At 60.3% G+C, this 24,664-nt stretch carries 20 protein-coding genes and 1 pseudogene; 14 read left to right on the top strand and 7 right to left on the bottom strand.

Annotated elements, in window-relative coordinates; translation table 11 throughout:
• Positions 1-163: 163 nt before the first annotated feature.
• Together dapC and PS14A_RS04715 are read left to right on the top strand one after the other, a co-directional pair.
• On the top strand, positions 164-1,363 hold the full coding sequence (dapC, locus tag PS14A_RS04720; protein WP_212615421.1) for a succinyldiaminopimelate transaminase: 1,200 nt from the start codon (positions 164-166) through the stop codon (positions 1,361-1,363).
• A gap of 193 nt (positions 1,364-1,556) precedes the next feature.
• A complete protein-coding gene (locus tag PS14A_RS04715; RefSeq protein ID WP_137215262.1) occupies positions 1,557-2,249 on the top strand; it encodes a M12 family metallopeptidase in 693 nt (230 codons plus the stop codon).
• Here the strand turns inward: PS14A_RS04715 and PS14A_RS04710 are convergent.
• Positions 2,242-3,873 carry a Na+/H+ antiporter gene (locus tag PS14A_RS04710; protein ID WP_130911687.1) on the bottom strand — a complete coding sequence of 544 codons (1,632 nt, stop codon included), beginning with the start codon at positions 3,871-3,873 and terminating at the stop codon, positions 2,242-2,244. The genes PS14A_RS04715 and PS14A_RS04710 overlap by 8 nt on opposite strands.
• 106 nt (positions 3,874-3,979) lie before the next feature.
• Positions 3,980-4,066 (bottom strand): annotated as a pseudogene (locus tag PS14A_RS26795) (metal ABC transporter ATP-binding protein); the annotation flags it as partial.
• Between the two features lie 99 nt (positions 4,067-4,165).
• On the opposite strand from PS14A_RS26795, the gene PS14A_RS04705 reads away from it, so the two are divergent.
• The 4 genes from PS14A_RS04705 to PS14A_RS04690 all read left to right on the top strand — a co-directional run bounded on the left by PS14A_RS04705 (position 4,166) and on the right by PS14A_RS04690 (position 7,327).
• Positions 4,166-4,528: an ArsC family reductase gene (locus PS14A_RS04705; protein ID WP_130911686.1), complete on the top strand. Its 363-nt coding sequence runs from the start codon at positions 4,166-4,168 to the stop codon at positions 4,526-4,528.
• A 31-nt stretch (positions 4,529-4,559) separates the two neighbouring features.
• A complete protein-coding gene (gene dapD / locus PS14A_RS04700) occupies positions 4,560-5,594 on the top strand; it encodes a 2,3,4,5-tetrahydropyridine-2,6-dicarboxylate N-succinyltransferase (protein ID WP_003222105.1) in 1,035 nt (344 codons plus the stop codon).
• Positions 5,595-5,720: 126 nt separating this feature from the next.
• Entirely contained in the window at positions 5,721-6,926 is a 1,206-nt protein-coding gene (locus PS14A_RS04695) for a cysteine desulfurase (RefSeq protein WP_212615420.1), read from the top strand.
• Positions 6,923-7,327 (top strand): SufE family protein, encoded by a 405-nt coding sequence (locus PS14A_RS04690; protein WP_212615419.1) that lies wholly within the window; start codon positions 6,923-6,925, stop codon positions 7,325-7,327. Before PS14A_RS04695 ends, PS14A_RS04690 begins: the two co-directional genes overlap by 4 nt.
• Positions 7,328-7,416: 89 nt before the next feature.
• Here the strand turns inward: PS14A_RS04690 and tcdA are convergent, their stop codons facing one another.
• Positions 7,417-8,235, bottom strand: a complete 819-nt coding sequence (gene tcdA, locus PS14A_RS04685) for a tRNA cyclic N6-threonylcarbamoyladenosine(37) synthase TcdA (protein ID WP_130911684.1) — start codon at positions 8,233-8,235, stop codon at positions 7,417-7,419.
• 214 nt (positions 8,236-8,449) lie between these two features.
• On the opposite strand from tcdA, the gene PS14A_RS04680 reads away from it, so the two are divergent.
• The 4 genes from PS14A_RS04680 to PS14A_RS04665 all read left to right on the top strand — a co-directional run bounded on the left by PS14A_RS04680 (position 8,450) and on the right by PS14A_RS04665 (position 13,697).
• Positions 8,450-11,041 (top strand): glycosyltransferase, encoded by a 2,592-nt coding sequence (locus tag PS14A_RS04680; protein ID WP_056783195.1) that lies wholly within the window; start codon positions 8,450-8,452, stop codon positions 11,039-11,041.
• 242 nt (positions 11,042-11,283) lie between these two features.
• Complete coding sequence (dapE, locus tag PS14A_RS04675) at positions 11,284-12,435, top strand: succinyl-diaminopimelate desuccinylase (RefSeq protein ID WP_212615418.1); 1,152 nt, start codon at positions 11,284-11,286, stop codon at positions 12,433-12,435.
• Positions 12,435-13,244 carry a putative RNA methyltransferase gene (locus PS14A_RS04670; RefSeq protein ID WP_130927477.1) on the top strand — a complete coding sequence of 270 codons (810 nt, stop codon included), beginning with the start codon at positions 12,435-12,437 and terminating at the stop codon, positions 13,242-13,244. Before dapE ends, PS14A_RS04670 begins: the two co-directional genes overlap by 1 nt.
• Positions 13,245-13,319: 75 nt before the next feature.
• Positions 13,320-13,697 carry a hypothetical protein gene (locus tag PS14A_RS04665; RefSeq protein ID WP_137215258.1) on the top strand — a complete coding sequence of 126 codons (378 nt, stop codon included), beginning with the start codon at positions 13,320-13,322 and terminating at the stop codon, positions 13,695-13,697.
• A 138-nt stretch (positions 13,698-13,835) separates the two neighbouring features.
• On the opposite strand, the gene PS14A_RS04660 is transcribed toward PS14A_RS04665, so the two are convergent.
• Positions 13,836-14,045: a cold-shock protein gene (locus PS14A_RS04660; protein WP_130911681.1), complete on the bottom strand. Its 210-nt coding sequence runs from the start codon at positions 14,043-14,045 to the stop codon at positions 13,836-13,838.
• Between the two features lie 238 nt (positions 14,046-14,283).
• Between PS14A_RS04660 and plsB the strand changes: the two genes are divergently transcribed.
• The 3 genes from plsB (at position 14,284) to PS14A_RS04645 (ending at position 18,020) form a co-directional block, all read left to right on the top strand.
• Positions 14,284-16,785, top strand: coding sequence for a glycerol-3-phosphate 1-O-acyltransferase PlsB (gene plsB, locus PS14A_RS04655; RefSeq protein WP_137215257.1), 2,502 nt, complete (start codon positions 14,284-14,286; stop codon positions 16,783-16,785).
• A 119-nt stretch (positions 16,786-16,904) separates the two neighbouring features.
• Complete coding sequence (locus PS14A_RS04650) at positions 16,905-17,303, top strand: YbaY family lipoprotein (protein WP_137215256.1); 399 nt, start codon at positions 16,905-16,907, stop codon at positions 17,301-17,303.
• Between the two features lie 27 nt (positions 17,304-17,330).
• Positions 17,331-18,020 (top strand): DUF4197 domain-containing protein, encoded by a 690-nt coding sequence (locus PS14A_RS04645; protein ID WP_212615417.1) that lies wholly within the window; start codon positions 17,331-17,333, stop codon positions 18,018-18,020.
• A 7-nt stretch (positions 18,021-18,027) separates the two neighbouring features.
• On the opposite strand, the gene PS14A_RS04640 is transcribed toward PS14A_RS04645, so the two are convergent.
• From PS14A_RS04640 to PS14A_RS04630, 3 genes are all read right to left on the bottom strand, one after another.
• Positions 18,028-19,149, bottom strand: a complete 1,122-nt coding sequence (locus PS14A_RS04640; protein WP_212615416.1) for a Fic family protein — start codon at positions 19,147-19,149, stop codon at positions 18,028-18,030.
• A gap of 565 nt (positions 19,150-19,714) precedes the next feature.
• A complete protein-coding gene (locus PS14A_RS04635; RefSeq protein WP_212615415.1) occupies positions 19,715-22,783 on the bottom strand; it encodes an efflux RND transporter permease subunit in 3,069 nt (1,022 codons plus the stop codon).
• A 6-nt stretch (positions 22,784-22,789) separates the two neighbouring features.
• Positions 22,790-23,890 (bottom strand): efflux RND transporter periplasmic adaptor subunit, encoded by a 1,101-nt coding sequence (locus tag PS14A_RS04630; protein WP_212615414.1) that lies wholly within the window; start codon positions 23,888-23,890, stop codon positions 22,790-22,792.
• A 94-nt stretch (positions 23,891-23,984) separates the two neighbouring features.
• Here PS14A_RS04630 and PS14A_RS04625 point away from each other — a divergent pair, with 94 nt between their 5' ends.
• Positions 23,985-24,638 (top strand): TetR/AcrR family transcriptional regulator, encoded by a 654-nt coding sequence (locus PS14A_RS04625; protein WP_212615413.1) that lies wholly within the window; start codon positions 23,985-23,987, stop codon positions 24,636-24,638.
• Positions 24,639-24,664 lie beyond the last annotated feature (26 nt).

The raw sequence follows: 24,664 nt of genomic DNA, 5'->3' as shown, positions 1-24,664 counted from the left end.
GTGGCGAAGGGATTTATCCCCGTTCGGCTGCGAAGCAGTCGTAAAACCTGTGTATGCGGACATTCAGTTGAACCGCAGTGAATGGTTTTGGGGCCGCTTCGCAGCCCAACGGGGATAAATCCCCTCGCCACAGAAAGCTCTTGAGCATTTAAAAGAGGCCCCCATGAACAACGCTCTGAACCAGCTCCAGCCGTACCCGTTCGAAAAGCTCCGCGCCCTGCTCGGCAGCGTTACGCCGAACCCGGACAAACGCCCGATCGCCCTGTCGATCGGCGAGCCGAAACACCGTTCGCCGAGTTTTGTCGCCGAAGCGCTGGCGAACAATCTGGATCAGATGGCGGTGTACCCGACCACCCTCGGCATCCCGGCCCTGCGCGAAGCGATCGCCGGCTGGTGCGAGCGTCGTTTTGGTGTGCCGAGCGGCTGGATCGATCCGGCGCGCAATGTGCTGCCGGTCAACGGCACCCGTGAAGCGCTGTTCGCCTTCACCCAGACCGTGGTCAACCGTGGCGACGATGCGCTGGTGGTCAGCCCCAACCCGTTCTATCAGATCTACGAAGGCGCGGCGTTTCTCGCCGGGGCCAAGCCGCATTACCTGCCATGCCTGGATGAAAACGGCTTCAACCCGGACTTCGACGCAGTAGCGCCGGAGATCTGGCAGCGCTGCCAGATTCTGTTCCTGTGCTCGCCGGGCAACCCGACCGGCGCGCTGATTCCGGTCGAGACCCTGAAGAAGCTGATCGCCCTGGCTGATCAGTACGACTTCGTCATTGCCGCCGACGAGTGCTACAGCGAACTGTACTTCGACGAGCAAACTCCACCGCCGGGCCTGCTCAGCGCCTGCGTCGAACTGGGTCGCAATGACTTCAAGCGCTGCGTGGTCTTCCACAGTCTGTCCAAGCGCTCCAACCTGCCGGGCCTGCGTTCAGGCTTCGTTGCCGGCGATGCCGACATCCTCAAGGGTTTCCTGCTCTATCGCACCTACCACGGCTGCGCGATGCCAGTCCAAACCCAACTGGCCAGCGTTGCCGCGTGGAATGACGAAGTGCATGTGCGCGCCAACCGCGCACTGTATCGCGAGAAGTTCGATGCGGTGCTGAACATCCTCAGCCCGGTCATGGACGTACAGCGTCCGGACGGCAGTTTCTATCTTTGGCCGAACGTGAAGGGTGACGACGCGGCGTTCTGCCGTGATCTGTTCGAACAGGAACACGTGACCGTGGTGCCGGGCTCGTATCTGTCTCGCGATGTCGATGGCGTCAATCCTGGCGCCGGGCGTGTGCGCATGGCGCTGGTTGCGCCGTTGGCGGAATGCGTCGAAGCCGCCGAACGGATTCGCGATTTCATCACCCGTCAACAATAAGTAATATCGGCCCGCGCCAGGCAATCTGGCGCGCGGCTTGATCACTGCGATACATATCAAAGCAATTAACGACTTCCAACCCGCCTTTACCAAAGATAGTCTTCTGGCTCAGTTACTGTCGCTTTTATCGATTCAGAAAATAACCTGCAAACAGCACCCACAACCATCTCGTAAATCAATATGGATATTGATCATGCACCACTACCCCTTCGTCAAAATGCGCAGTCGCAACTTCACCTCGGGAGAACGTCACAAGCGTGCCATCGCCTGCTCCAACCGCTTATGGAGCAACGCCAGCACGGTAACTTTTTCGTTCATGGAAGATTTACCCGATGAAGTTGCCTACCGGGTCGAACGCATAATTCGCCAATGGGAACCGGTTGTCAGCCTGACATTCGAACAGGTCGAACAAGGCCAAGGGCAAATCCGTATCGCCCTGAACGGCGACGAGAACTGGTCGGCAATCGGCACCGAAGCCCTGGACCTCGGCCCCGAAGAACCCACGCTGGTCATACAGACCGCTTTGCAAGACCCGCAGTTTGAAGCCACGCTGCTGCATGAGTTCGGACATGCACTGGGATTTCATCATGCCCATCTGCATCCCGATGCGAATATTCCATGGAATATGGAAGCTGTTTATATGTACTTCAAGGAAACTCAGGGCTGGAATGATGATGAAATTGAAATGAACATATTCCGCATAAACAATTGCGATAGTACTTTCAAAGGAGAATACGACAGTCTTTCAATCATGCATTACCCGGTACCGAATTTCTTGACCCATGGTAACTTCGAGATTGCCTTCAACATGAAACTCAGTGAACGGGACAAACGCCTCGCCAGGCAAAGTTATCCCGCCATTGATTATCGAGCGCAGATTATTTGACCTGGCCCAGGTTGGCCTCACTCAAGTCCAGATCGGCCAACACTTCCCTGAGCACATCATCACCAATCTGATGCTGCCGACTGAGGCTGTACAGTTCCAGGCGTTGCGCGCGCAGCGCTTTTAAGCGCAGGCGACGCTCAAGCAGATCCATCTGGAACGCCAAGGCCTGGGCTTCCGCTGAATCGTTGAACACGTCGAGTTGATGGCGATATTCGGACATGATCCGCGCCTTGAGCTCCGCTGCCAGCGCCGCTTGAGCGGCATCCTGTGGGACGACTTCTTCGGTTTCCAGCGAGTGAATGGCCGCCTCGGCAGTCTTGCGCCAGGCATCGCGCACTTCCTGACGACGCTTGTCGTCGGGACTTTTGTCGATGCCGCGCAGCAGCAAGGGCAGCGCGATACAGGCCGAGACCAGCGACAGCAGAATCACCCCGGCAGCAATGAAGATCAGCAGGTCGCGCTCAGGAAAAGCCTCCGCGCCGATCAACATCGGCACTGACATCACGCCCGCCAGCGTTACCGCCCCGCGCACACCGCCCACCGTCAGCAACCAGCAGGAGCGCGCCGTCGGCACTTGCGTCAGCTCGCCCTTGCCGCGCAATCGGCGCAGCAACACCGACAAGCGCCAGATGCTTTGCACCCAGATGAACCGCAGCAGCACCAGCGCGACGAAAATCGCCAGCACATCGAGGCAGCGATAGAACAGCGTTGGCCACAAGGTGGGTTCGTGACTGACGACCGCTTTGATGATGTCGGGCAATTGCAGGCCGAGCAGCAGGAAGATCAAGCCATTGAAGGCAAATTCGAGCAGCGCCCAGACGCTGCGATTGAGCAGGCGGGTGCTGGTCTGGCGTGGCAGCAGATCGAGCCAGCTCTGCATCATCCCCGCCGCCACTGCGGAAAGAATACCCGAGGCGCCCAAACGTTCGGCCAGTACATAAGCGGCAAACGGCAGCAGCAACATGAACACCACATGCGTAGCTGGATCGTCCCAGCCACGGGCGATCATCCACGCGCGCAAGCGGCCGACCAGCCAGCTCAGCGCCACGCCGACCGCCAGACCGCCGAGCGCCACCGCCACGAACGTCAGGCTGGCATTGGTCAACGAAAAAACGCCCGTGACCGCTGCAGCGAGAGCGAACTTGAAGGTCACCAGGCCTGAGGCATCGTTCATCAGCGCCTCGCCCTGGAGTATGTGCATCAGCGGCGTGGGGAGACGGTTCTGCGAAATCGCTGACACCGCCACGGCGTCCGTCGGCGACAGAACCGCTGCAAGGGCGAAGGCCACGGGCAGTGGAATCGTCGGCAGCAACCAATGAATGAAATAACCGGCACCGACTACGGTGAACAGAACAAGGCCGACGGCCAGGGTCAGGATAGGTCCGCGCAATTGCCAGAAGGCGCGTTTGGGCATGCGCCAGCCATCGGAAAACAGCAGTGGCGGCAAGAACAGAAACAAAAACAATTCGGGATCGAGGACGACGTGGAGGCCAAGCGTCGGCCAGGCGAGCAAGGCACCGGCGGCGATTTGCACCAGCGGCAACGGCAGCGGGATGACCCGGCCGACCAGGCGCGAGACGCTGACCAGCATCAGCAGGATCAGGACGGTGTAAGCAGTTTGCATAAAACCAGAATCTCAGGCGATCGACAGCATTGAACTGCCATATTAGCGCCTTAGGCTGTCGCTGACCGTTGCACCTATGTCGCACGGCCAGACGCCGGACTAAATGTGGGAGCGAGCTTGCTCGCGAATGCGGTGTGTCATTCAGCACAGAAATTGACTGACAGGCCCCCTTCGCGAGCAAGCTCGCTCCCACAGGTTTTACAGCGTTACGACAACCGTGGCCGACGAAACCGTCCGGTCATGGCATAATCCGTCACCATTTTTTTCCAGCACCTGTAAAGGGGGCGATTCCTTGGCCGTTTCAAGTAAAACGTTGCACCTTTTCGGCATCAAAGCCTGCGACACCATGAAAAAGGCGCGCACCTGGCTCGATGAACACGCTGTCAGCTATGACTTTCACGATTACAAGACCGCCGGCATTGACCGTGAGCACCTGAGCCAATGGTGCGACGAGCACGGCTGGCAAACCGTGTTGAACCGCGCCGGCACGACCTTTCGCAAACTCGACGACGAACGCAAAGCCGATCTCGACCAGTCGAAAGCCATCGAACTGATGCTCGCACAACCCTCGATGATCAAGCGCCCGGTGCTCGATCTCGGTGACCGAACCCTGATTGGCTTCAAGCCAGATATCTACGCGGCCGCTCTGAAGTAAGCAGCCCGTCACTCTTTGTAGAGGTATTCACATGTCCAATTCCCTGTTCAGCATCGCCTTTGGTGTCGGCACCCAGAACCGTCAAGGCGCATGGCTGGAAGTGTTCTACGCCCAGCCGCTGCTCAATCCTTCGGCCGAACTGGTCGCGGCTGTTGCGCCGATCCTCGGTTACACCGAAGGCAACCAGGCCATTACCTTCACCACCGCCCAGGCCGCGCAACTGGCTGAAGCCGTGAAAGGCATCGACGCCGTGCAGGGCAAGCTGCTGACCCGCCTGGCCGAAAGCCACAAGCCGCTGGTCGCCACTTTGCTGGCCGAAGATGCGCAACTGACTTCCACGCCTGAGGCCTATCTCAAACTGCATTTGCTCTCGCATCGTCTGGTCAAGCCGCACGGCGTCAGCCTGGCCGGTATCTTCCCGCTGCTGCCGAACGTGGCGTGGACCAGCCAGGGCGCGATCGACCTGAGCGAACTGGCGGAAATGCAACTCGAAGCGCGTCTGCGCGGCGAGCTGCTGGAAGTGTTCTCGGTGGACAAGTTCCCGAAAATGACCGACTACGTGGTACCGGCCGGCGTGCGTATCGCTGATGCTGCACGTCTGCGTCTGGGCGCCTATGTCGGTGAAGGCACCACCGTGATGCACGAAGGCTTCATCAACTTCAACGCCGGCACCGAAGGCCCGGGTATGATCGAAGGCCGCGTTTCCGCTGGCGTCTTCGTCGGCAAAGGTTCGGACCTGGGCGGCGGTTGCTCGACCATGGGCACTCTGTCGGGCGGCGGCAACATTGTGATCAAGGTCGGCGAAGGCTGCCTGATTGGCGCCAACGCCGGTATCGGCATTCCGTTGGGCGACCGCAACACCGTGGAATCGGGCCTGTACGTGACCGCCGGCACCAAGGTTGCGCTGCTGGACGAGCACAACAATCTGGTCAAGGTTGTGAAGGCGCGTGAGCTGGCGGGTCAGACTGATCTGCTGTTCCGTCGCAATTCGGAAACCGGTGCTGTGGAGTGCAAGACCCACAAATCGGCGATCGAACTGAACGAAGCGCTGCACGCTCACAACTAAGCGCTGTAGGCCTGTGGGAGCGAGTCTGCTCGCGAAGCTTTTGGCGTCCTCAAGGACGCTTTCGCGTGCAGGCTCGCTCCCGCAAGGTTTGGCGTACACCCCGCCCAATTTCACAGGGCTGAACTCATGATGATCCCCTCTCCCTGGCGCGCCGATTTCCCGGCCATCGCCGCGCTGCAACGGCAAGACCAGACCTATCTGGACAGCGCCGCCACCACGCAAAAACCCCAGGCCCTGCTCGACGCACTGACGCATTACTACGCCAACGGCGCGGCCAATGTGCATCGTGCGCAACACTTGCCCGGTGCCCACGCGACGCAAGCGTTCGAAGACAGTCGGCGCAAGGTTGGCCAATGGCTGAATGCCGGTGACAGCGGGCAAATCATCTTCACCCACGGCGCCACCAGCGCGCTGAATCTGCTGACTTATGGTCTGGAGCCTCTGTTTCAGCCGGGCGATGAGATCGTCATCAGCGCCCTGGAGCATCACGCCAACCTGCTGCCGTGGCAGCAACTGGCGCAACGCCGTCAGCTGAAACTGGTGATCCTGCCGCTGGATGCCGACGGCCTGATCGACCTCGGCGCTGCCGTGCATCTGATCGGCCCGCGCACGCGTTTGTTGGCGGTCAGCCAGTTGTCCAATGTGCTCGGCGCCTGGCAGCCACTGACCGCTTTGCTGGGCATGGCCAAGGCGCAGAACGCGCTCACGGTAGTCGATGGTGCGCAAGGTGTGGTGCACGGTCGGCATGATGTAAAGGCGCTGGGTTGCGACTTCTATGTGTTTTCCAGCCACAAACTCTACGGCCCCGATGGCCTCGGCGTGCTGTTCGGGCGCAACGCTGCGCTGGAGCAATTGCAGCATTGGCAGTTCGGCGGCGAGATGGTGCTCGACGCCAACTATCAGGATTCGCGCTTCCGCCCGGCGCCGTTGGGGTTCGAGGCAGGCACACCGCCGATCGCCAGCGTCATCGGCCTCGGAGCGACCCTCGACTACTTGGCCGGTTTGGATCAGGACGCCGTATCTGCCCATGAAGCGGCACTGCACGACTATCTGCTGCGCGGCCTCGCCGCCCGCAACGGCATTCGCCTGCTGGGCAAGCCGCAACTGGCGCTGGCCAGTTTTGTCGTCGAAGGCGTGCACAACGCTGATCTGGCGCATCTGCTTACCGAACAAGGCATTGCCGTGCGCGCGGGGCATCACTGCGCCATGCCATTGATGAAAAGCTTCGAACTGGCCGGCGCGATTCGCGTGTCGCTGGCGCTGTATAACGACTCGGAAGATCTGGAGCGCTTTTTCGAGGCTTTGGATCAGGCCCTGGAGATGTTGCGATGAGCCTGCCGGTGGAAGCAGCCGAAGCGCTGCAGACGTTTCAGACTGCGGCGGGCTGGGAACAGCGGGCGCGGCTGCTGATGCAGTTTGGTGATCGTTTGCCGGCGCTGGATGACGCGGATAAGTGCGAGGCCAACCGGGTGCATGGCTGTGAGAGTCAGGTGTGGCTGGTCGGCGATTTGCGCGACGGGCACTGGCAGTTCAAGGCAAGCAGCGATGCGCGAATGATTCGCGGGTTGGTGGCGTTGTTGCTGTTGCGGGTCAACGGCTTGTCGGCGGCTGATATAAAGCAAATCGATTTGCCGGATTGGTTTAATCAGCTCGGCCTGTCCCGCCAGCTATCGCCATCGCGCAGCAATGGCCTCAATGCCGTGCTCACGCGGATGAATGAGTTGGCGCGCTAATCGCCTTCGCGAGCAGGCTCGCTCCCACAATGGAAATGCATTTCCCTGTGGGAGCGAGCCTGCTCGCGAAGAGGCCCTCATTAACACCTTCAGGCTTGAGGCCTGACCCGGTCCGCCGGGCGCCGAACACCAGCGACAATCTTGTCCACAGCCTTGGTCGCCGCGACCATACCAAACGTCGCCGTGACCATCATCACCGCGCCAAAGCCGCCGGCGCAGTCGAGCTTCACACCGTCGCCGACAAAACTCTTCTGCAGGCAAATGCTGCCGTCCGGTTTCGGGTAGCGCAGCTGTTCGGTGGAAAACACACACGGCACGCTGTAATGGCGGGTCACGGTGCGGGAGAAGCCGTAGTCACGACGCAAGGTCGAGCGCACTTTCGACGCCAGTGGGTCGTTGAAGGTGCGGTTCAGATCGCAGACCTGAATCAGCGTCGGGTCAATCTGCCCGCCCGCCCCGCCAGTGGTAATGATCTGGATCTTGCGGCGTTTGCACCAGGCGATCAGCGCCGCTTTGGCGTTCACCGCATCGATGCAGTCGATCACGCAGTCGATGTTCGGCGTGATGTATTCGGCCATGGTGTCGCGGGTGACGAAATCGGCCACGGCGTGCACCGTGCAATCGGGGTTGATCCCGCGCAGACGCTCGGCCATCACCTCGACCTTGGGTTTGCCGACGGTGCTGTCCAGCGCATGCAATTGGCGGTTGGCGTTGCTGACGCAGACGTCGTCGAGGTCAAACAGCGAAATCTCGCCGACCCCGCACCGGGCCATCGCTTCCGCCGCCCAGGAACCGACGCCACCGACGCCGACGATCGCCACATGGGCGGCGCGCAAGCGTTCCAGGCCTTCGATGCCATACAAACGGGCGATGCCTGCAAACCGCGGATCTTCTGTACTCATGACCATTACCCCAAAAACCGGCGCGCATTATAGGGCTACGCAGCGACAAGTTTTAAGCTGCAAGCGACAAGTGTAAGAACTTAAGTCAGAGACGACTGCCCAACGTCAGGCATTTTCCCGTCAGTTGTACGACTGGTTAACCGCCGGTGTAGGATGCGCGCCCCTCGGGCGTCTATCCGACCGATCCTTCGTTCCACAGCCTTTGGAACCCGAAACAGCTATGTCATCGCGTAAATTTGGACTCAACCTGGTGGTGGTGCTGGCCATCGCTGCCTTGTTCACCGGTTTCTGGGCGCTGGTCAATCGCCCGGTCACGGCGCCGAACTGGCCGCAGCAAATCTCCGGCTTCTCGTATTCGCCATTCCAGCAGGGGCAATTCCCTCAGAAGGATCAGTATCCGTCTGACGATGAAATGCGCCGTGACCTGGAAATCATGAGCAAGCTGACCGACAACATTCGTATCTATTCGGTCGACGGTTCGTTGGGAGACATCCCGAAACTGGCTGAAGAATTCGGCCTGCGCGTCACCCTCGGTATCTGGATCAGTCCGGATCAGGAACGCAACGAACGGGAAATCACCAAAGCCATCGAACTGGCCAACACCTCGCGCAGCGTCGTGCGCGTGGTGGTCGGCAACGAGGCGCTGTTTCGCGAAGAAATCACCCCTGAGGCTTTGATCGTTCTGCTGGATCGGGTGCGCGCTGCGGTGAAGGTGCCGGTAACCACCTCCGAACAATGGCACATCTGGGAGAAATACCCGCAACTGGCCAAGCACGTTGACCTGATCGCCGCCCACGTCCTGCCCTACTGGGAATTCATCCCGGTGGACAAGGCCGGCCAGTTCGTCTTCGACCGCGCCCGCGATCTGAAAAAGCTGTTTCCGAAAAAACCGCTGCTGCTCTCCGAGGTCGGCTGGCCGAGCAACGGGCGCATGCGCGGTGGCGCCGATGCCTCGCCGGCGGATCAGGCAATTTATCTGCGCACGCTGGTTAACAAGCTCAATCGCCAAGGCTTCAACTACTTCGTGATCGAAGCGTTCGATCAGCCGTGGAAGGCCAGCGATGAAGGTTCGGTCGGCGCCTACTGGGGCGTGTTCAACGCCGCGCGCCAGCAGAAATTCAATTTCGAAGGCCCGGTGGTGGCGATTCCGCAATGGCGCGTGCTGGCCATCGGCTCGGTGGTACTGGCGCTGCTGTCGCTGACCCTGCTGATGATCGACGGCTCGGCCTTGCGCCAGCGCGGTCGCACGTTCCTGACGTTTATCGCGTTCCTCTGCGGTTCGGTGCTGGTGTACATCGGTTACGACTACAGCCAGCAATACAGCACGTGGTTCAGCCTCACGGTCGGATTCCTCCTGGCGCTCGGTGCGCTCGGGGTGTTCATCGTGCTGCTCACCGAGGCCCATGAACTGGCCGAAGCGGTGTGGATTCACAAGCGCCGGCGGGAATTCCTGCCGGTGCTGGGCGATTCCGATTACCGACCGAAAGTGTCGATTCACGTGCCCTGCTACAACGAGCCGCCAGAGATGGTCAAACAGACCCTCGATGCCTTGGCCGCGCTCGATTATCCAGACTTCGAAGTCCTGATCATCGACAACAACACCAAGGACCCGGCGGTGTGGGAACCGGTGCGCGATTACTGCGCGACCCTCGGCCCGCGCTTCAAGTTCTTTCATGTTTCGCCGCTGGCCGGTTTCAAGGGCGGCGCGCTGAATTACCTGATTCCGCATACCGCCAAGGATGCCGAAGTCATTGCCGTGATCGACTCCGACTACTGCGTGCACCCCAACTGGCTCAAGCACATGGTGCCGCACTTCGCCGACCCGAAAATCGCCGTGGTGCAGTCGCCGCAGGATTATCGCGACCAGAACGAAAGCACTTTCAAAAAGCTCTGCTACGCCGAATACAAAGGCTTCTTCCACATCGGCATGGTCACCCGCAACGACCGTGACGCGATCATTCAGCACGGCACCATGACCATGACCCGCCGTTCCGTGCTGGAAGAATTGGGCTGGGCTGACTGGTGCATCTGTGAAGACGCCGAGCTCGGTCTGCGCGTGTTCGAGAAGGGCCTGTCGGCGGCGTATTACCACGACAGCTATGGCAAGGGCCTGATGCCGGATACCTTCATCGACTTCAAGAAACAGCGTTTCCGCTGGGCCTATGGCGCGATCCAGATCATCAAGCGCCACACCCGCAGCCTGCTGCGCGGCAAGGACACCGAACTGACTCGCGGTCAGCGTTATCACTTCCTCGCTGGCTGGCTGCCGTGGGTCGCCGATGGCATGAACATCTTCTTCACCGTCGGCGCCCTGCTATGGTCGGCGGCGATGATCATCGTGCCGCAACGGGTCGATCCGCCGTTGCTGATTTTCGCGATCCCGCCGCTGGCGCTGTTCGTGTTCAAGGTCGGCAAGATCATCTTCCTCTACCGCCGCGCCGTCGGCGTGAATCTGAAGGATGCGTTCTGCGCGGCACTGGCCGGCCTGGCGTTGTCGCACACCATCGCCAAAGCGGTACTGTACGGTTTCTTCACCAGCAGCATTCCGTTTTTCCGCACGCCGAAAAACGCTGACAACCACGGTTTCTGGGTGGCGATCAGCGAGGCTCGCGAGGAGCTGTTCATCATGCTGTTGCTGTGGGGCGCGGCGCTGGGGATCTTCCTCGTGCAGGGCATCCCGAGCAATGACATGCGCTTCTGGGTAACCATGTTGCTGGTGCAGTCGCTGCCGTATCTGGCGGCGCTGATCATGGCGTTCCTGTCGTCGCTGCCCAAACCTGTGGCCAAGGCTGAGCCGGCACCGGTCGTCTAAATCCGCAACGCAGCACTAAACGGCGGCCAATGGTCGCCGTTTTGCTTTAAGATAACCGCCATTTTGCGGGGCTTGGCGTGATAACCGGTCTGACTGACCACCCCTGTCCCTTGTGGGAGCGAGCCTGCTCGCGAAGGCGTTGTAACATTCAACCTTTAAGGTGCCAGGTAGACCGCTTTCGCGAGCAGGCTCGCTCCCACATTAGACGCCCAAGCTCATACCCCATGATCCCGGAGTTTTCCATGACGGCCCACGCCGACCTATCGCCGACCCTTCAACTGGCCATCGACCTGATCCGCCGTCCTTCCGTGACCCCGGTCGATGCCGACTGCCAGAAGCAGATGATGCAGCGCCTGGGCGATGCCGGTTTCACCCTGGAGCCGATGCGCATCGAAGATGTGGATAACTTCTGGGCCACTCACGGCAACAACGACGGCCCGGTGCTGTGCTTCGCTGGCCACACCGACGTGGTGCCGACCGGTCCGGTTACCGCATGGCAGATCGATCCGTTCAATGCCGTGATCGACGACCACGGCATGCTCTGCGGCCGTGGCGCGGCAGACATGAAAGGCAGCCTGGCATCGATGACAGTCGCCGCTGAACGTTTCGTCGCCGACTATCCGAACCATAAAGGCAAGGTCGCTTTCCTCATCACCAGCGATGAAGAAGGCCCGGCGCATCACGGCACCAAGGCTGTGGTCGAACGTCTGGTCGCGCGCAACGAGCGCCTGGACTGGTGCATCGTTGGCGAGCCGTCGAGCACCACCCTGGTCGGCGATGTGGTGAAAAACGGCCGTCGCGGCTCCCTCGGCGCCAAGCTCACGGTCAAAGGTGTGCAAGGTCACGTGGCCTACCCGCATCTGGCGAAGAACCCGATCCACCTCGCCGCTCCGGCGCTGGCAGAGCTGGCCGCCGAGCACTGGGACCACGGCAACGATTTCTTCCCGCCGACCAGTTTCCAGATTTCCAACCTCAATTCCGGCACCGGCGCGACCAACGTGATTCCCGGTGATCTGGTGGCGGTGTTCAACTTCCGTTTCTCCACCGAATCGACCGTCGAAGGCCTGCAGAAACGCGTTGCCGACATCCTCGACAAGCATGGTCTGGACTGGCAGATCGACTGGGCGCTGTCCGGCCTGCCATTCCTCACCGAACCGGGCGCGCTGCTCGATGCGGTGTCGTCGAGCATCAAGGACATCACCGGTCGCGAGACCAAGGCGTCGACCAGCGGCGGCACATCCGATGGCCGCTTCATCGCGACCATGGGCACGCAAGTGGTTGAACTGGGCCCGGTCAACGCGACCATTCACCAGGTCAACGAACGCGTGCTGGCAGCCGATCTCGACGTGCTGACCGAAATCTATTACCAGACCCTGATCAAGTTGCTCGCCTGATGCTCGCGTGCCCGATCTGCAGTGAGCCGCTCAATGCGGTGGACAACGGCGTGGTCTGCCCCGCCGGGCATCGGTTTGACCGTGCGCGTCAGGGTTATCTGAACCTGTTGCCGGTGCAGCACAAGAACAGCCGCGACCCGGGCGACAATCAAGCGATGGTCGAGGCGCGGCGTGATTTCCTCAACGCCGGGCATTACGCGCCAGTCGCCAGGCGTCTGGCTGAATTGGCGGCGAGTTATGCGCCGGAGCGCTGGGTCGACATCGGTTGTGGCGAGGGTTACTACACCGCGCAAATCGCCGAAGCGTTGCCCAATGCGGATGGCTACGCGCTGGATATCTCCCGTGAAGCGGTCAAACGAGCCTGCAAACGCAATCCGGCGATCACCTGGTTGATTGCCAGCATGGCCCGCGTGCCGTTGGCTTCAGGCAGTTGCCAATTTCTCGCCAGCGTCTTCAGTCCGTTGGACTGGGAAGAAGCCAAGCGTCTGCTCAGCGTCGGCGGCGGGCTGATGAAAGTCGGCCCGACCCGTGGCCATCTGATGGAATTGCGCGAGCGCCTGTACGACGAAGTGCGCGAGTACACCGACGACAAGCACCTGGCGCTGGTGCCGGCAGGCATGGCGCTGGCGCACAGCGAGACGCTGGAATTCAAACTGACCCTGGACAAGCCCGAGGACCGCGCCAACCTGTTGGCGATGACGCCTCACGGCTGGCGTGCCAGTGCCGAGCGTCGTGCGGCGGTGATCGAGCAGGCCGAGCCGTTCGAGACCACCGTGTCGATGCGCTACGATTATTTCGTTCTTCAATAACTTTTGGTCTCGGGCAAAGGCCCGGGGCCGGCTAAATCCGCGAATGGATTTTTCAGACCCGCAGTGAGGACATCCATGCGCCAACCGGACATCGAGATTTACCTGAAAGACGCCGACGTCGACCACAAGGCCATTTCCACCTGGCTCGGCCAAGCGCTGGGCCCGTGCAGCGACTGGGTGCAGAAAGGCCAGACGTACAAGTGCAAGGCCGGCAACGTGCCGGTGACCTGGCTGCCGAAAGCCGTGGGCAAGTGGAACAGCCTGTTCCTGGAAAGCGACCAGACCCCCTGGGACGACGACATCGCCTGCGCCCGCGCAGCCTTTGCCGCACTGAACGTCGAAGTGCGTTGTGCACCGGGGACGTGGGTCGAAGAAGAAGGTGAAGAAACCGCCGATCGCTGGATTCGCATCAGCGCAGACGGAGAAGAAGAGATCACCTGGAAAACCGCTTAACCGGGGCAACGTAGAGCCCATGTGGGAGCGAGCCTGCTCGCGAATGCGCAGTGTCAGTCGATATGAATGGTGACTGATACAGCGCATTCGCGAGCAGGCTCGCTCCCACAGTGGTTTTTGGCGCTCTAGAAGTTTGTGTTACAGGCCTACAACATCCTCAGCCTGCAATCCCTTCTCGCCAGTAATCACGGCGTACTCGACCTGTTGGCCTTCAGTCAGCGAGCGGTGCCCTTCGCCGCGTATCGCGCGGTAGTGCACGAACACGTCCACGCCGTCTTGGCGCTGGATAAAGCCGTAGCCTTTGGCGTCGTTGAACCACTTCACGTTGCCGGTTTCGCGTGTTGCCATCTGTTCATACTCCTTTTTTATTATTGAACGGGCTTTTCGCAGGAAAGCCTTTGAGGAACGTCAGCCTGCGTCCGACGTCCATGACAGGGCACCGGCAACAGAGCGCCGAGTATATGACAGGTGCGGAAACTCTCAACAGGAGATTACTTCGGCGCTTTTTTGCCGATTTTCGGTGAATCCGGCAAACTGTCGCCCACTTGAGCAACCGCTCGGTTCTATTCACTCACGCAGAAGCCGTATGACCCGTTCCCCGTTCCGCCGTCTTGTGTTTGGCACCCTGCGCCGCCTGCTGTATCTCTGGGTTCGCTCCGAGACCATCAATCAGTCGTCGTTCACTCTTAACCTCGACCGCAGTCGTCCGGTGTTCTACGTCCTGCAAAACCCTTCGCTGACCGATCTGGCGGTGGTTGACACAGAGTGCACCAAGGCCGGCCTGCCGCGCCCGGTGCTGGCGGTGTCGGTGGGCGCGCTGATCGAGCCGGCGGCGTTTTTCTATTTGACGCCGGACCCGGACTGGCTCGGCCGCCAGGACAAACGCGGCGCGCCGCCGACCCTGACCCGTCTGGTCAGCGCGCTGACACAGAACGCTGCCGAAGACGCGCAAATCATTCCGGTCAGCGTGTTCTGGGGCCAGTCGCCAGACAGCGAAAACAGCCCGTGGAAACTGTTGTTCGCCGACAGCTGGGCGGTCACCGGTCGTCTGCGTCGACTGCTGAGTATCATCGTCCTCGGGCGTAAAACCCGCGTGCAATTTTCCGCGCCGATCCACCTGCGCGAACTGATCGATCACAACAAGGGTCATGAGCGCACCGTGCGCATGGCCCAGCGCATCCTGCGCGTGCACTTCCGCAACTTGAAAGCCGCGGTGATCGGCCCGGACATTTCCCACCGGCGCAATCTGGTCAAAGGCCTGCTCAACCAGCCGCTGGTCAAACAGGCGATCCTCGACGAAGCCGAGCGCGAAAAAATCTCCCCGGAGAAAGCCAAGGCCCAGGCCCTGCGCTATGGCAACGAAATCGCCTCGGACTACACCTACACCGCGATCCGCTTTCTCGAAGTGGTGCTGAGCTGGTTCTGGAACAAGATCTACGACGGCATCAAGGTCAACCACATCGAGGGCGTGCAGAACGTCGCGCAAGGTCACGAAGTGATCTACGTGCCGTGCCACCGCAGCCACATCGACTACCTGCTGCTTTCCTATTTGCTGTTCCGCAACGGCCTGACCCCACCGCACATCGCCGCCGGGATCAACCTGAACATGCCGGTGATCGGCAGCCTGCTGCGTCGCGGCGGTGCGTTCTTCATGCGCCGCACCTTCAAGGGCAATCCGTTGTACACCTCGGTGTTCAACGAATACCTGCACACGCTGTTCACCAAAGGTTTCCCGGTCGAGTATTTCGTCGAGGGCGGTCGTTCGCGCACCGGGCGCATGCTGCAACCGAAAACCGGCATGCTCGCGATCACCCTGCGCAGTTTCCTGCGTTCTTCGCGGATGCCGATCGTGTTCGTGCCGGTGTACATCGGATACGAGCGCGTGCTCGAAGGCCGCACCTACCTCGGCGAACTGCGCGGGGCGAGCAAGAAAAAAGAATCGATCTTCGATATTTTCAAAGTGATCGGCGCGCTCAAGCAGCGCTTCGGTCAGGTCGCGGTCAACTTCGGCGAGCCGATCAAACTGGCGGAATTTCTCGACGCCGAGCAACCGGACTGGCGCCAGCAGGAGCTCGGCCCGCAGTTCAAACCGGCGTGGCTCAACGAAACCACCAACCGCCTCGGCGAGAAAGTCGCCCGGCACCTCAACGAAGCGGCGGCGATCAACCCGGTCAATCTGGTAGCGCTGGCCCTGCTGTCGACCACGCGTCTGGCGCTGGACGATCGGGCCATGGCGCGGGTGCTGGATCTGTATCTGGCGCTGCTGCGCAAAGTGCCGTACTCGCCACACACCACCTTGCCGGAAGGCGATGGCCGCGCGCTGATCGAGCATGTGAAAGACATGGATCTGCTCGCCGAGCAGAACGATGCGCTGGGCAAGATTCTTTATCTGGACGAGCAGAACGCGGTCCTGATGACTTACTACCGCAACAACGTCCTGCACATTTTCGCTCTGCCGTCGTTGCTGGCGAGTTTCTTCCAGAGCACCTCGCGCATGAGCCGCGAGCAGATCCTGCGCTACACCCGCGCGCTGTATCCGTACCTGCAATCGGAGCTGTTCATCCGCTGGAGCCTGGACGAACTTGATGCAGTGATCGACCAGTGGCTGGAAGCGTTCGTCGAGCAGGGCCTGCTGCGTTTCGAGAAAGACCTGTACCTGCGCCCGGCGCCGAGTTCGCGGCATTTCGTGCTGCTGACGCTGCTGTCGAAAAGCATCGCGCAGACCTTGCAGCGTTTCTACATGACCGTGTCCCTGCTGCTCAATAGCGGCCAGAACAGCATCAGCGCCGAAGAGCTGGAAGACCTCTGCACAGTAATGGCCCAGCGCCTGTCGATCCTCCATGGCCTCAATGCGCCGGAATTCTTCGACAAGAGTCTGTTCCGCCACTTCATCCAGACCCTGCTCGACCTCGACGTCCTGCGCCGCGACGAAGCCGGCAAGCTCAGCTATCACGAACTGCTTGGCGAGCTGGCCGAAGGCGCGGCCAAGCGCGTGTTGCCGGCGGAAATTCGCCTGTCGATCCGCCAGGTCGCACTGCATCGCAGTGAAGATGCGGCGGATCAGGTCACGCCACAGCCTGAGGCTTGATGCCTTACCCCTGTGGGAGCGAGCCTGCTCGCGAAGACGGAGTGTCAGTCGCCATTTAGTTTGAGTGACCCAGCGTTATCGCGAGCAGGCTCGCTCCCACATTGATAGGAGATTCACCCATGAAAAAACTGCTGACCCTCGCCGCCGCCACCCTGCTCAGCGCCTGCCAATCAACCACCCCTGCCGGCAAGGCCAGCCTCGACGGCGAAGTCTTCTACCTGCAACGCATCGCCCTGCCCCCGAGCGCGACTCTAAGCGTGAGCCTGCAAGACGTATCGCTGGCCGATGCGCCGGCCGTCGTCCTTGACCAACAGAACGGCCCGATCAAAGGCCAGGTGCCGCTGCCGTTTCATTTGAGCTACGATCCGGCGCAGGTCAAACCCGGCCATCGTTATTCGATCAGCGCACGCATTGAAGTCAACGGCGAGCTGATGTTCATCACCACCGAAAACCATGCCGTGCAACTCGACGGCAACGACCCGCAGCCGCTGAAAATCCGCGTCGACGCCGTTCGTTAATCCATTTTTCGCCACAAGGAAGCCGCCATGCGCCGCCCTACCCTCCGCTTCGCCGCCGTCTGCGCCGGCCTGCTGATCTCCGCCAACGCCTTGGCCCTGTCCCTTAACGACCTGTCGCAACAAGACGCCACCGGCGGCCTCAAGGACGCCCTGACCCAAGGCGCACAGATCGCCGTGAAACAACTCGGCACCCCGGGTGGCTTCAGCAATAACCCCGAAGTGAAAATCGAACTGCCGGGCAAACTCGGCAAAGCCGCGAGCAAGATGAAAGCCTTCGGCATGGGCGCCCAGGTGGAAGAACTGGAAACCGCGATGAACAAAGCCGCCGAATCCGCCGTGACCCAGGCCCAGCCAATTCTCGTCGATGCAGTGAAGAAAATGAGCGTGGCCGACGCCAAAGGCATCCTCAGCGGCGGCAACGATTCGGCGACCCAATACCTGAACAAATCCAGCCGCGAACAGATCCGCGCGAAATTCCTGCCCATCGTCAAACAAGCCACCGACAAGGTCGGCGTCGCCCAGAAGTACAACGCCTTTGCAGGTCAAGCTGCGGCTTTCGGTGTCGTCGACGCCAAGAGCGCGAACGTTGAAAGCTACGTCACTGAACAGGCGCTCAATGGTTTGTTCGAGATGATCGGCAAGCAGGAAGAAACAATTCGTCAGAACCCGGCCGCTGCGGCGACGAGTCTGGCGAAGAAGGTGTTTGGTACGCTTTAAGTCGTCATCACACCGGGGCGAGGCGACTCGCCCTCGAGCCATTCAGCTTTTTTCGACAAACATTGGTGTAGCTGACCACGACTCGCAAAATAACTGCGCACTGAAACTCGATGAAATAAGTCAGATCCAGCTCATCCGCCTCGGTGTGCAGGTAGGAGCGTCCGTATTTCACCGGTGCATTGCGCAGCAGCAGACTGATCGCAATGTAGCGAAACGCCGCGAACTCATGTTTGAACATGAACCAGTAAAACAAGGCTCTCGCGACCCGCCCGTTACCGTCGCGAAATGGATGTTCATAACCCATGGCGAAATGCAGCGTCACGGCCTTGGTCAGTGGATGCAGATAATTTTTGTCCAGAGTCGAGGCAGCGGGCCGGTTGATCCAGGCGGACAGCCTCGCCAACCGCGCAACCAATCCTGCAGCAGGAGGTGGTCGGTGCACAGTGTTGCCTGAACCATCCTGAACAACCACCTCATCATTGGTCCGGAACAATCCGGGGGAATACTGCTCGTCGTCGATCCCCTCCACACCCACTCGATGGATCTCTGCAATCAGCTCAATGCTCAGAGGTTCATAACGCTTTTCCCAAGCGAAATTCATCATTCGATAATTACCCATGACCATGCGCTCATCCGGCGTCCGCGGCTGGCGCTGATGCTTGAGCATGTCCTTGGCAACACGAGTAGTGGTCGCCGCGCCCTCCAACTGGCTACTGGCGATGGCTTCGTCTTCGATCAGGTCATTGAGCAGACAGGAAAAATGCGCCCGCTCGCCGATCTGACTGGTCATGTAATCCAGCGCGGCCGTACTGGCGTAACGATCCACCACAGCCAAGGTTTTCTGCGCCAACGGCGTTGGCACGTATTTGCCCCACTGCACCGGCTCGCCCAACGGCAACAAATGAATGTACTGGGCCGCCCGCGCCTTCTTCACCAACGCCCAACAAAGATTCGCGTCCAACCCTGCCGCCCAGCGATAGCGCAACGCCTCGAATGGCAGATAGCGCCCCTGATCATCGAGCGGCTTGAGCAGCGCCAGATAATCCGCAAGTCGTTGCTTGTGGGGCGAGCGGGCCAACAGTTCGAAAACAGGATCAGTTCTGCCGGCTAATGTCGGTGGTTTCTTCATCAGACAGACTCAAGGACTCGGAAAAGCAGAACCCGGAGTACAGCATTGGACGGCCAGCGCCTCAAGATCGGAGGATTCTGAAAAAGCTGTAGGAAGGCAGCGTGAATTGGCGATTCGAAATGAATTGGCTGTCAGACCGCCTTCGCGAGCAGGCTCGCTCCCACAAAAGCAAAAGCAAAGCAGCGCAGCTGCCCGCGGCGCAGCCGCCCCACTCAACAATGAGCGCAAGCTCGAGTGCTTTTGATCCACCAGCGACGTCGGAAGGCTGAGTGGAGGGATTGACCCGGGCGTGGGAGCGCAGCGACCGTTCGACGCAGTCGAACACAGCGGAAGGAGGTGCAGCGAAGCAAACCGTAGCCGCTGCGCCCGGATCGATCCCGGAGCGAAGGAACCCGAGCCTGCGAGGGCCGAACGTAGGAGCAAGCGTTTTGGGTTACCTTTTTGGCGTTTGAAAAAGGTGACCCGCCGTAAGGGCGGAACCGTAATCAGCAACACCCACAGGAACGGATATACACCCAAAACACCCAAGTCATGGTCGGCCCGAAGGCCGCCACGACGAAGAAACTCAAGCCTCCTTACGCACCCGAAACCAGGCCGCATACAACGCCGGCAAAAACAACAGCGTCAGCGCCGTAGCCACAATCAGCCCGCCCATGATCGCCACCGCCATCGGCCCGAAAAACACACTGCGCGACAGCGGAATCATCGCCAGCACCGCCGCCAGCGCCGTCAACACAATCGGCCGGAACCGGCGCACCGTAGCCTCGATAATCGCCTGCCAGGGCCTGAGCCCCGAAGCGATATCCTGCTCGATCTGATCGACCAGAATCACCGAATTGCGCATGATCATCCCGGACAATGCAATGGTCCCCAGCATCGCCACAAACCCGAACGGCTGCCTGAACACCATCAGAAACAACGTCACCCCGATCAAGCCCAACGGCGCAGTGAGAAACACCATCGCCGTACGCGAGAAACTGCGCAACTGCACCATCAGCAAGGTCAGCACCACGACAATGAACATCGGCACCCCGGCATTCACCGACTTCTGCCCGCGCTCGGAATCCTCCACCGTGCCGCCGACATCCAGCAGATAACCATCGGGCAACTCAGCGCGAATCGGGTCCAGCGTCGGCATGATCTGCTTCACCAGCGTCGCCGGTTGCTCCTTGCCATAAATGTCAGCGCGTACGGTCACGTTCGGCAGGCGGTTGCGGTGCCAGATGATGCCTTCCTCGAAACCATATTCCAGCGTGGCAATCTGCGACAACGCCACACTGCGACCGTTATCCGTCGGCACCGCCAGGCTCGGCAACAACGACAATTCAGTGCGCTCGTGCACGGTGCCGCGTAGCAGAATCTCGATCAATTCGTTGTCTTCGCGGTACTGGCTGACCGTCGAGCCGACCAGCGAACTCTGCAGGAATTTCGCCAGATTGGCCGTGCTTACGCCGAGGGCGCGGGCGCGATCCTGATCGATGTTCAGATAAACAACTTTGCTCGGTTCTTCCCAATCCAGGTGCACGTTGACCACATGCGGATTCTCGCGAACCTTCGCCGCCACTTTGCGCGCCAATGCACGGACTTCTTCGATGTGCTCGCCAGTGACGCGGAACTGCACCGGATAGCCAACCGGCGGGCCATTTTCCAGACGCGTGACGCGCGAACGCAGGGTCGGGAATTGCTCGTTGAGGGTTTCGATCAACCAGCTGCGCAACGCTTCACGCTCTTCGATGGTTTTCGCCAACACCACAAACTGGGCAAAACTCGCCGCTGGCAGTTGCTGATCCAGCGGCAGATAAAAGCGTGGCGAACCGGTGCCGACATAGGCCACGTAATTGTCGATGCCGGCGTGCTCCTTGAGCAGCGCTTCGAGGCGTTTGACTTCACTGGTGGTGTTGGCCAGCGAAACACCTTCGGCCAGTTTCAGGTCGACCATCAACTCCAGCCGGTTCGAAGCCGGGAAGAACTGCTGCGGGACGAAGCGGAACAACACCACCGAGGCGATAAACAGGCCCACGGTGAGCACGATCACCGTTTTGCGATGCGCCACGCACCACTCCACCAGACGCCGCACGCGCTGATAAAACGGCGTGGCATACGGATCAGGCTGACCATGGCCAGTACCGTGTTTTGCCGCGTGAATTTTCGCCAGATCCGGCAGGAGTTTTTCCCCCAGGTACGGCACGAACATCACCGCCGCGACCCATGAGGCGAGCAAGGCAATGGTCACTACCTGGAAAATCGAGCGGGTGTATTCGCCGGTGCCGGACTGCGCAGTGGCAATCGGCAGGAAGCCGGCGGCGGTGATCAACGTGCCGGTGAGCATCGGGAATGCGGTGCTGGTCCAGGCGTAACTCGCCGCGCGAATGCGATCGAAGCCCTGCTCCATTTTGATCGCCATCATTTCCACGGCGATGATCGCGTCGTCCACCAGAAGCCCCAGCGCCAGCACCAGCGCACCGAGGGAAATCTTGTGCAGACCGATGCCGAGGTAATACATGCAAGCGAAGGTCATCGCCAGCACCAGCGGAATGGTCAGCGCGACGACCATGCCGGTGCGCACACCGAGGGAAAAGAAGCTCACCAGCAAGACGATCGCCAGCGCTTCGACCAACACCTGAACGAACTCGCCGACGCCGGTTTTTACCGCTGCCGGCTGATCGGACACCTTGCGCAGCTGCATGCCGGCCGGGAGGTTTTTCTGAATGCGCGAAAACTCGCCTTCCAGCGCCTTGCCCAGGACGAGAATGTCGCCGCCGTCCTTCATCGCCACGGCCAGACCGATCGCATCGTCGCCCATGAAACGCATGCGCGGCGCCGGTGGATCGCTGAAACCGCGACGCACTTCGGCGATATCGGCGATGCGGAAGGTGCGATCGGCGACGCGGATCGGAAAATTCTTTATCTCATCGACTGTCTGGAAATTCCCCGAGACGCGTAGCTGCAAGCGCTCGCTACCGGTTTCGAAGAACCCCGCCGTGGACACCGCGTTCTGTTCCTCCAGCGCCTGTTGCACCGCCTCCAGCGGCAGGCCGAGCGTGGCGAGTTTGACGTTGGACAGCTCGACCCAGATTTTCTCGTCCTGCAACCCAAGCAGTTCGACCTTGCCGACATCCTTGACCCGTTGCAGCTGGATCTGGATGCGGTCGGCGTAATCCTTGAGCACGGCGTAGTCGAAACCGTCGCCGGTCAACGCATAGATATTGCCGAAGGTGGTGCCGAACTCATCGTTGAAGAACGGCCCCTGAATTCCCGGCGGCAGGGTCTGGCGAATGTCGCCGACCTTCTTGCGCAATTGGTACCAGAGGTCGGGGATGTCCTTGGAGTGCATCGAATCGCGGGCAATGAAAGTGACCTGGGACTCACCGGGGCGGGAGAACGACATGATGCGTTCGTACTCGCCGGTTTCCATCAGTTTCTTTTCGATCCGTTCAGTAACCTGGCGCGAGACTTCCTGCGCGGTCGCACCGGGCCAGCGGGTCTGAATGACCATCGCCTTGAAAGTGAACGGCGGGTCTTCACTCTGGCCGAGTTTGGTGTAGGACAACGCGCCGACAACGGCGAGCAAAAGCATCAGGAACAGTACGATCTGGCGATTACGCAACGCCCATTCGGAGAGGTTGAAGCGCATCGGGGCTTACTCCTTGTTCGCCAGATTGACCACACGGTTGGAGCGATCCACTGGTCGCACCTGCTGGCCGTCGAGCAATACGTGAACGCCGGCAGCCACCACCCAGTCGCTGGCATTCAGGCCTTCGAGCACCGCCACGCTTTTCTCGCCGAACGGACCGACCCGTACCGGAGTTTTCTTCAACGTGTTGTTGCCGTTGACCACCCAGACGTAGGTCGCGCCGTTTTCAGCGGTCAGCGCGGAAAGCGGTATGGAAAGCGAGACACTGTCAGCCGCTTGCACGAACACTCGGGCGCTCTGCCCCAGTTCGGCCTGGACTTTGCCGCTGGTGAATGAGATCCGCGCAGCAAAAGTGCGTGAGCGCGGGTCGGCGGACGGCGACAACTCGCGGATCTGCCCGGCGAAGCGTTGATTCTGCTGTGCCCACAATTCCACGGTGACCGGCTGACCGACCTTGAAGCGGCCGAAGCTTTGCTCCGGCAGGCTGATCAACACTTCGCGCTCACCATCGGTGGCGAGGGTGAACACGGTTTGCCCGGCAGCGACCACCTGACCGACTTCCACCGAACGCTTGGCCACCACACCGTCCTGTGGCGCACGCAGCACCGCGTAACTGGCCTGGTTGGTCGAAACGTTGAATTCGGCTTTGATTTGTTTAAGGCGGGCTTCGCCGGAGCGATATAGATTTTCGGCGTTGTCGTAGGCCGAGCGGCTGACCATCTGCCGATCCATCAGGGTTTTATAGCGATCGCGCTCGGCGCGCACCAGATTCAGATTGGCCTCGGCGGCGGCGACCTGCGCGCGGGTGGCTTCCAGCTGCAGGCGCACATCCTGCGGATCGAGTTCGGCCAAGGGCTGATCGGCCTTGACGCGCTGGCCTTCGTCGACCAGTCGTCGGCTGACTTTGCCGCCGATGCGGAACGCCAGATCAGGCTCGTAGCGGGCACGCACCTCGCCCGGATAACTTTCCATCGCCTGCGCCGAAGGCTCGGGTTGCACCACCATGGCCGGGCGTACGGTGACTTTGGTCACCTCTTCCTGACCGCACGCCGATAACAGGAACGCCAGACTGACTGGCACGGCAAAGGACAACGCATGGCGGAACATGGTGACGGACCTTTCGCGAATGAGGCTTGGAATATTTATACTGGCGGGTATGGTATTAATAGCAAACTCACCAGTCCAGTATTAAAAGCGAAGAATGTCGAACAATCTTTCAACTTCAAACGGCCCGGGCCGCCCCAAGGATCTGGCCAAACGCCAGGCGATCCTGGATGCGGCGAAAACTCTGTTTCTCTGCCATGGCTACGCCAACACCAGCATGGACGCGGTTGCCAGCGAGGCCGGCGTGTCGAAGCTGACGGTCTACAGCCATTTCAACGACAAGGAGACGCTGTTCTCCGCTGCCGTCGTCGCGAAATGCGAAGAACAATTGCCACCGCTGTTCTTCGAATTGCCGGACGGCATCGCGGTGGAAAATGTATTGCTGAACATTGCCCGGGGCTTCCATCAACTGATCAACAGCGATGAATCGGTGAACCTGCACCGTCTGATCATGGCGCTGGGCAGTCAGGATCCGAAGCTGTCGCTGATCTTCTTCGAGGCCGGCCCCGAGCGCGTGGTCAACGGCATGGAAGGTCTGCTGACGAAAATCCACGCGACCGGCGCGCTGAGCATCGACCAGCCACGCAACGCCGCCGAGCATTTCTTCTGCCTGATCAAAGGCGCGGGGAATTTCCGTTTGTTGTACGGCTGCGGCGAGCCGCTGACCGGAGAGGCAGCGGAGCGGCATGTGCGGGAGGTGGTGGGGTTGTTTATCAGGGCCTACGGGGGAGGAGCAGCTGCGAGCTTCTAGCTGCAAGCTGCAAGAAAAAGCAAAAG

Origin of the sequence: Pseudomonas sp. 14A (assembly GCF_018132745.1) — a bacterium.
Taxonomy (GTDB): domain Bacteria; phylum Pseudomonadota; class Gammaproteobacteria; order Pseudomonadales; family Pseudomonadaceae; genus Aquipseudomonas; species Aquipseudomonas mercuritolerans.
This window is presented reverse-complemented; position numbering and strand designations above follow the sequence as displayed.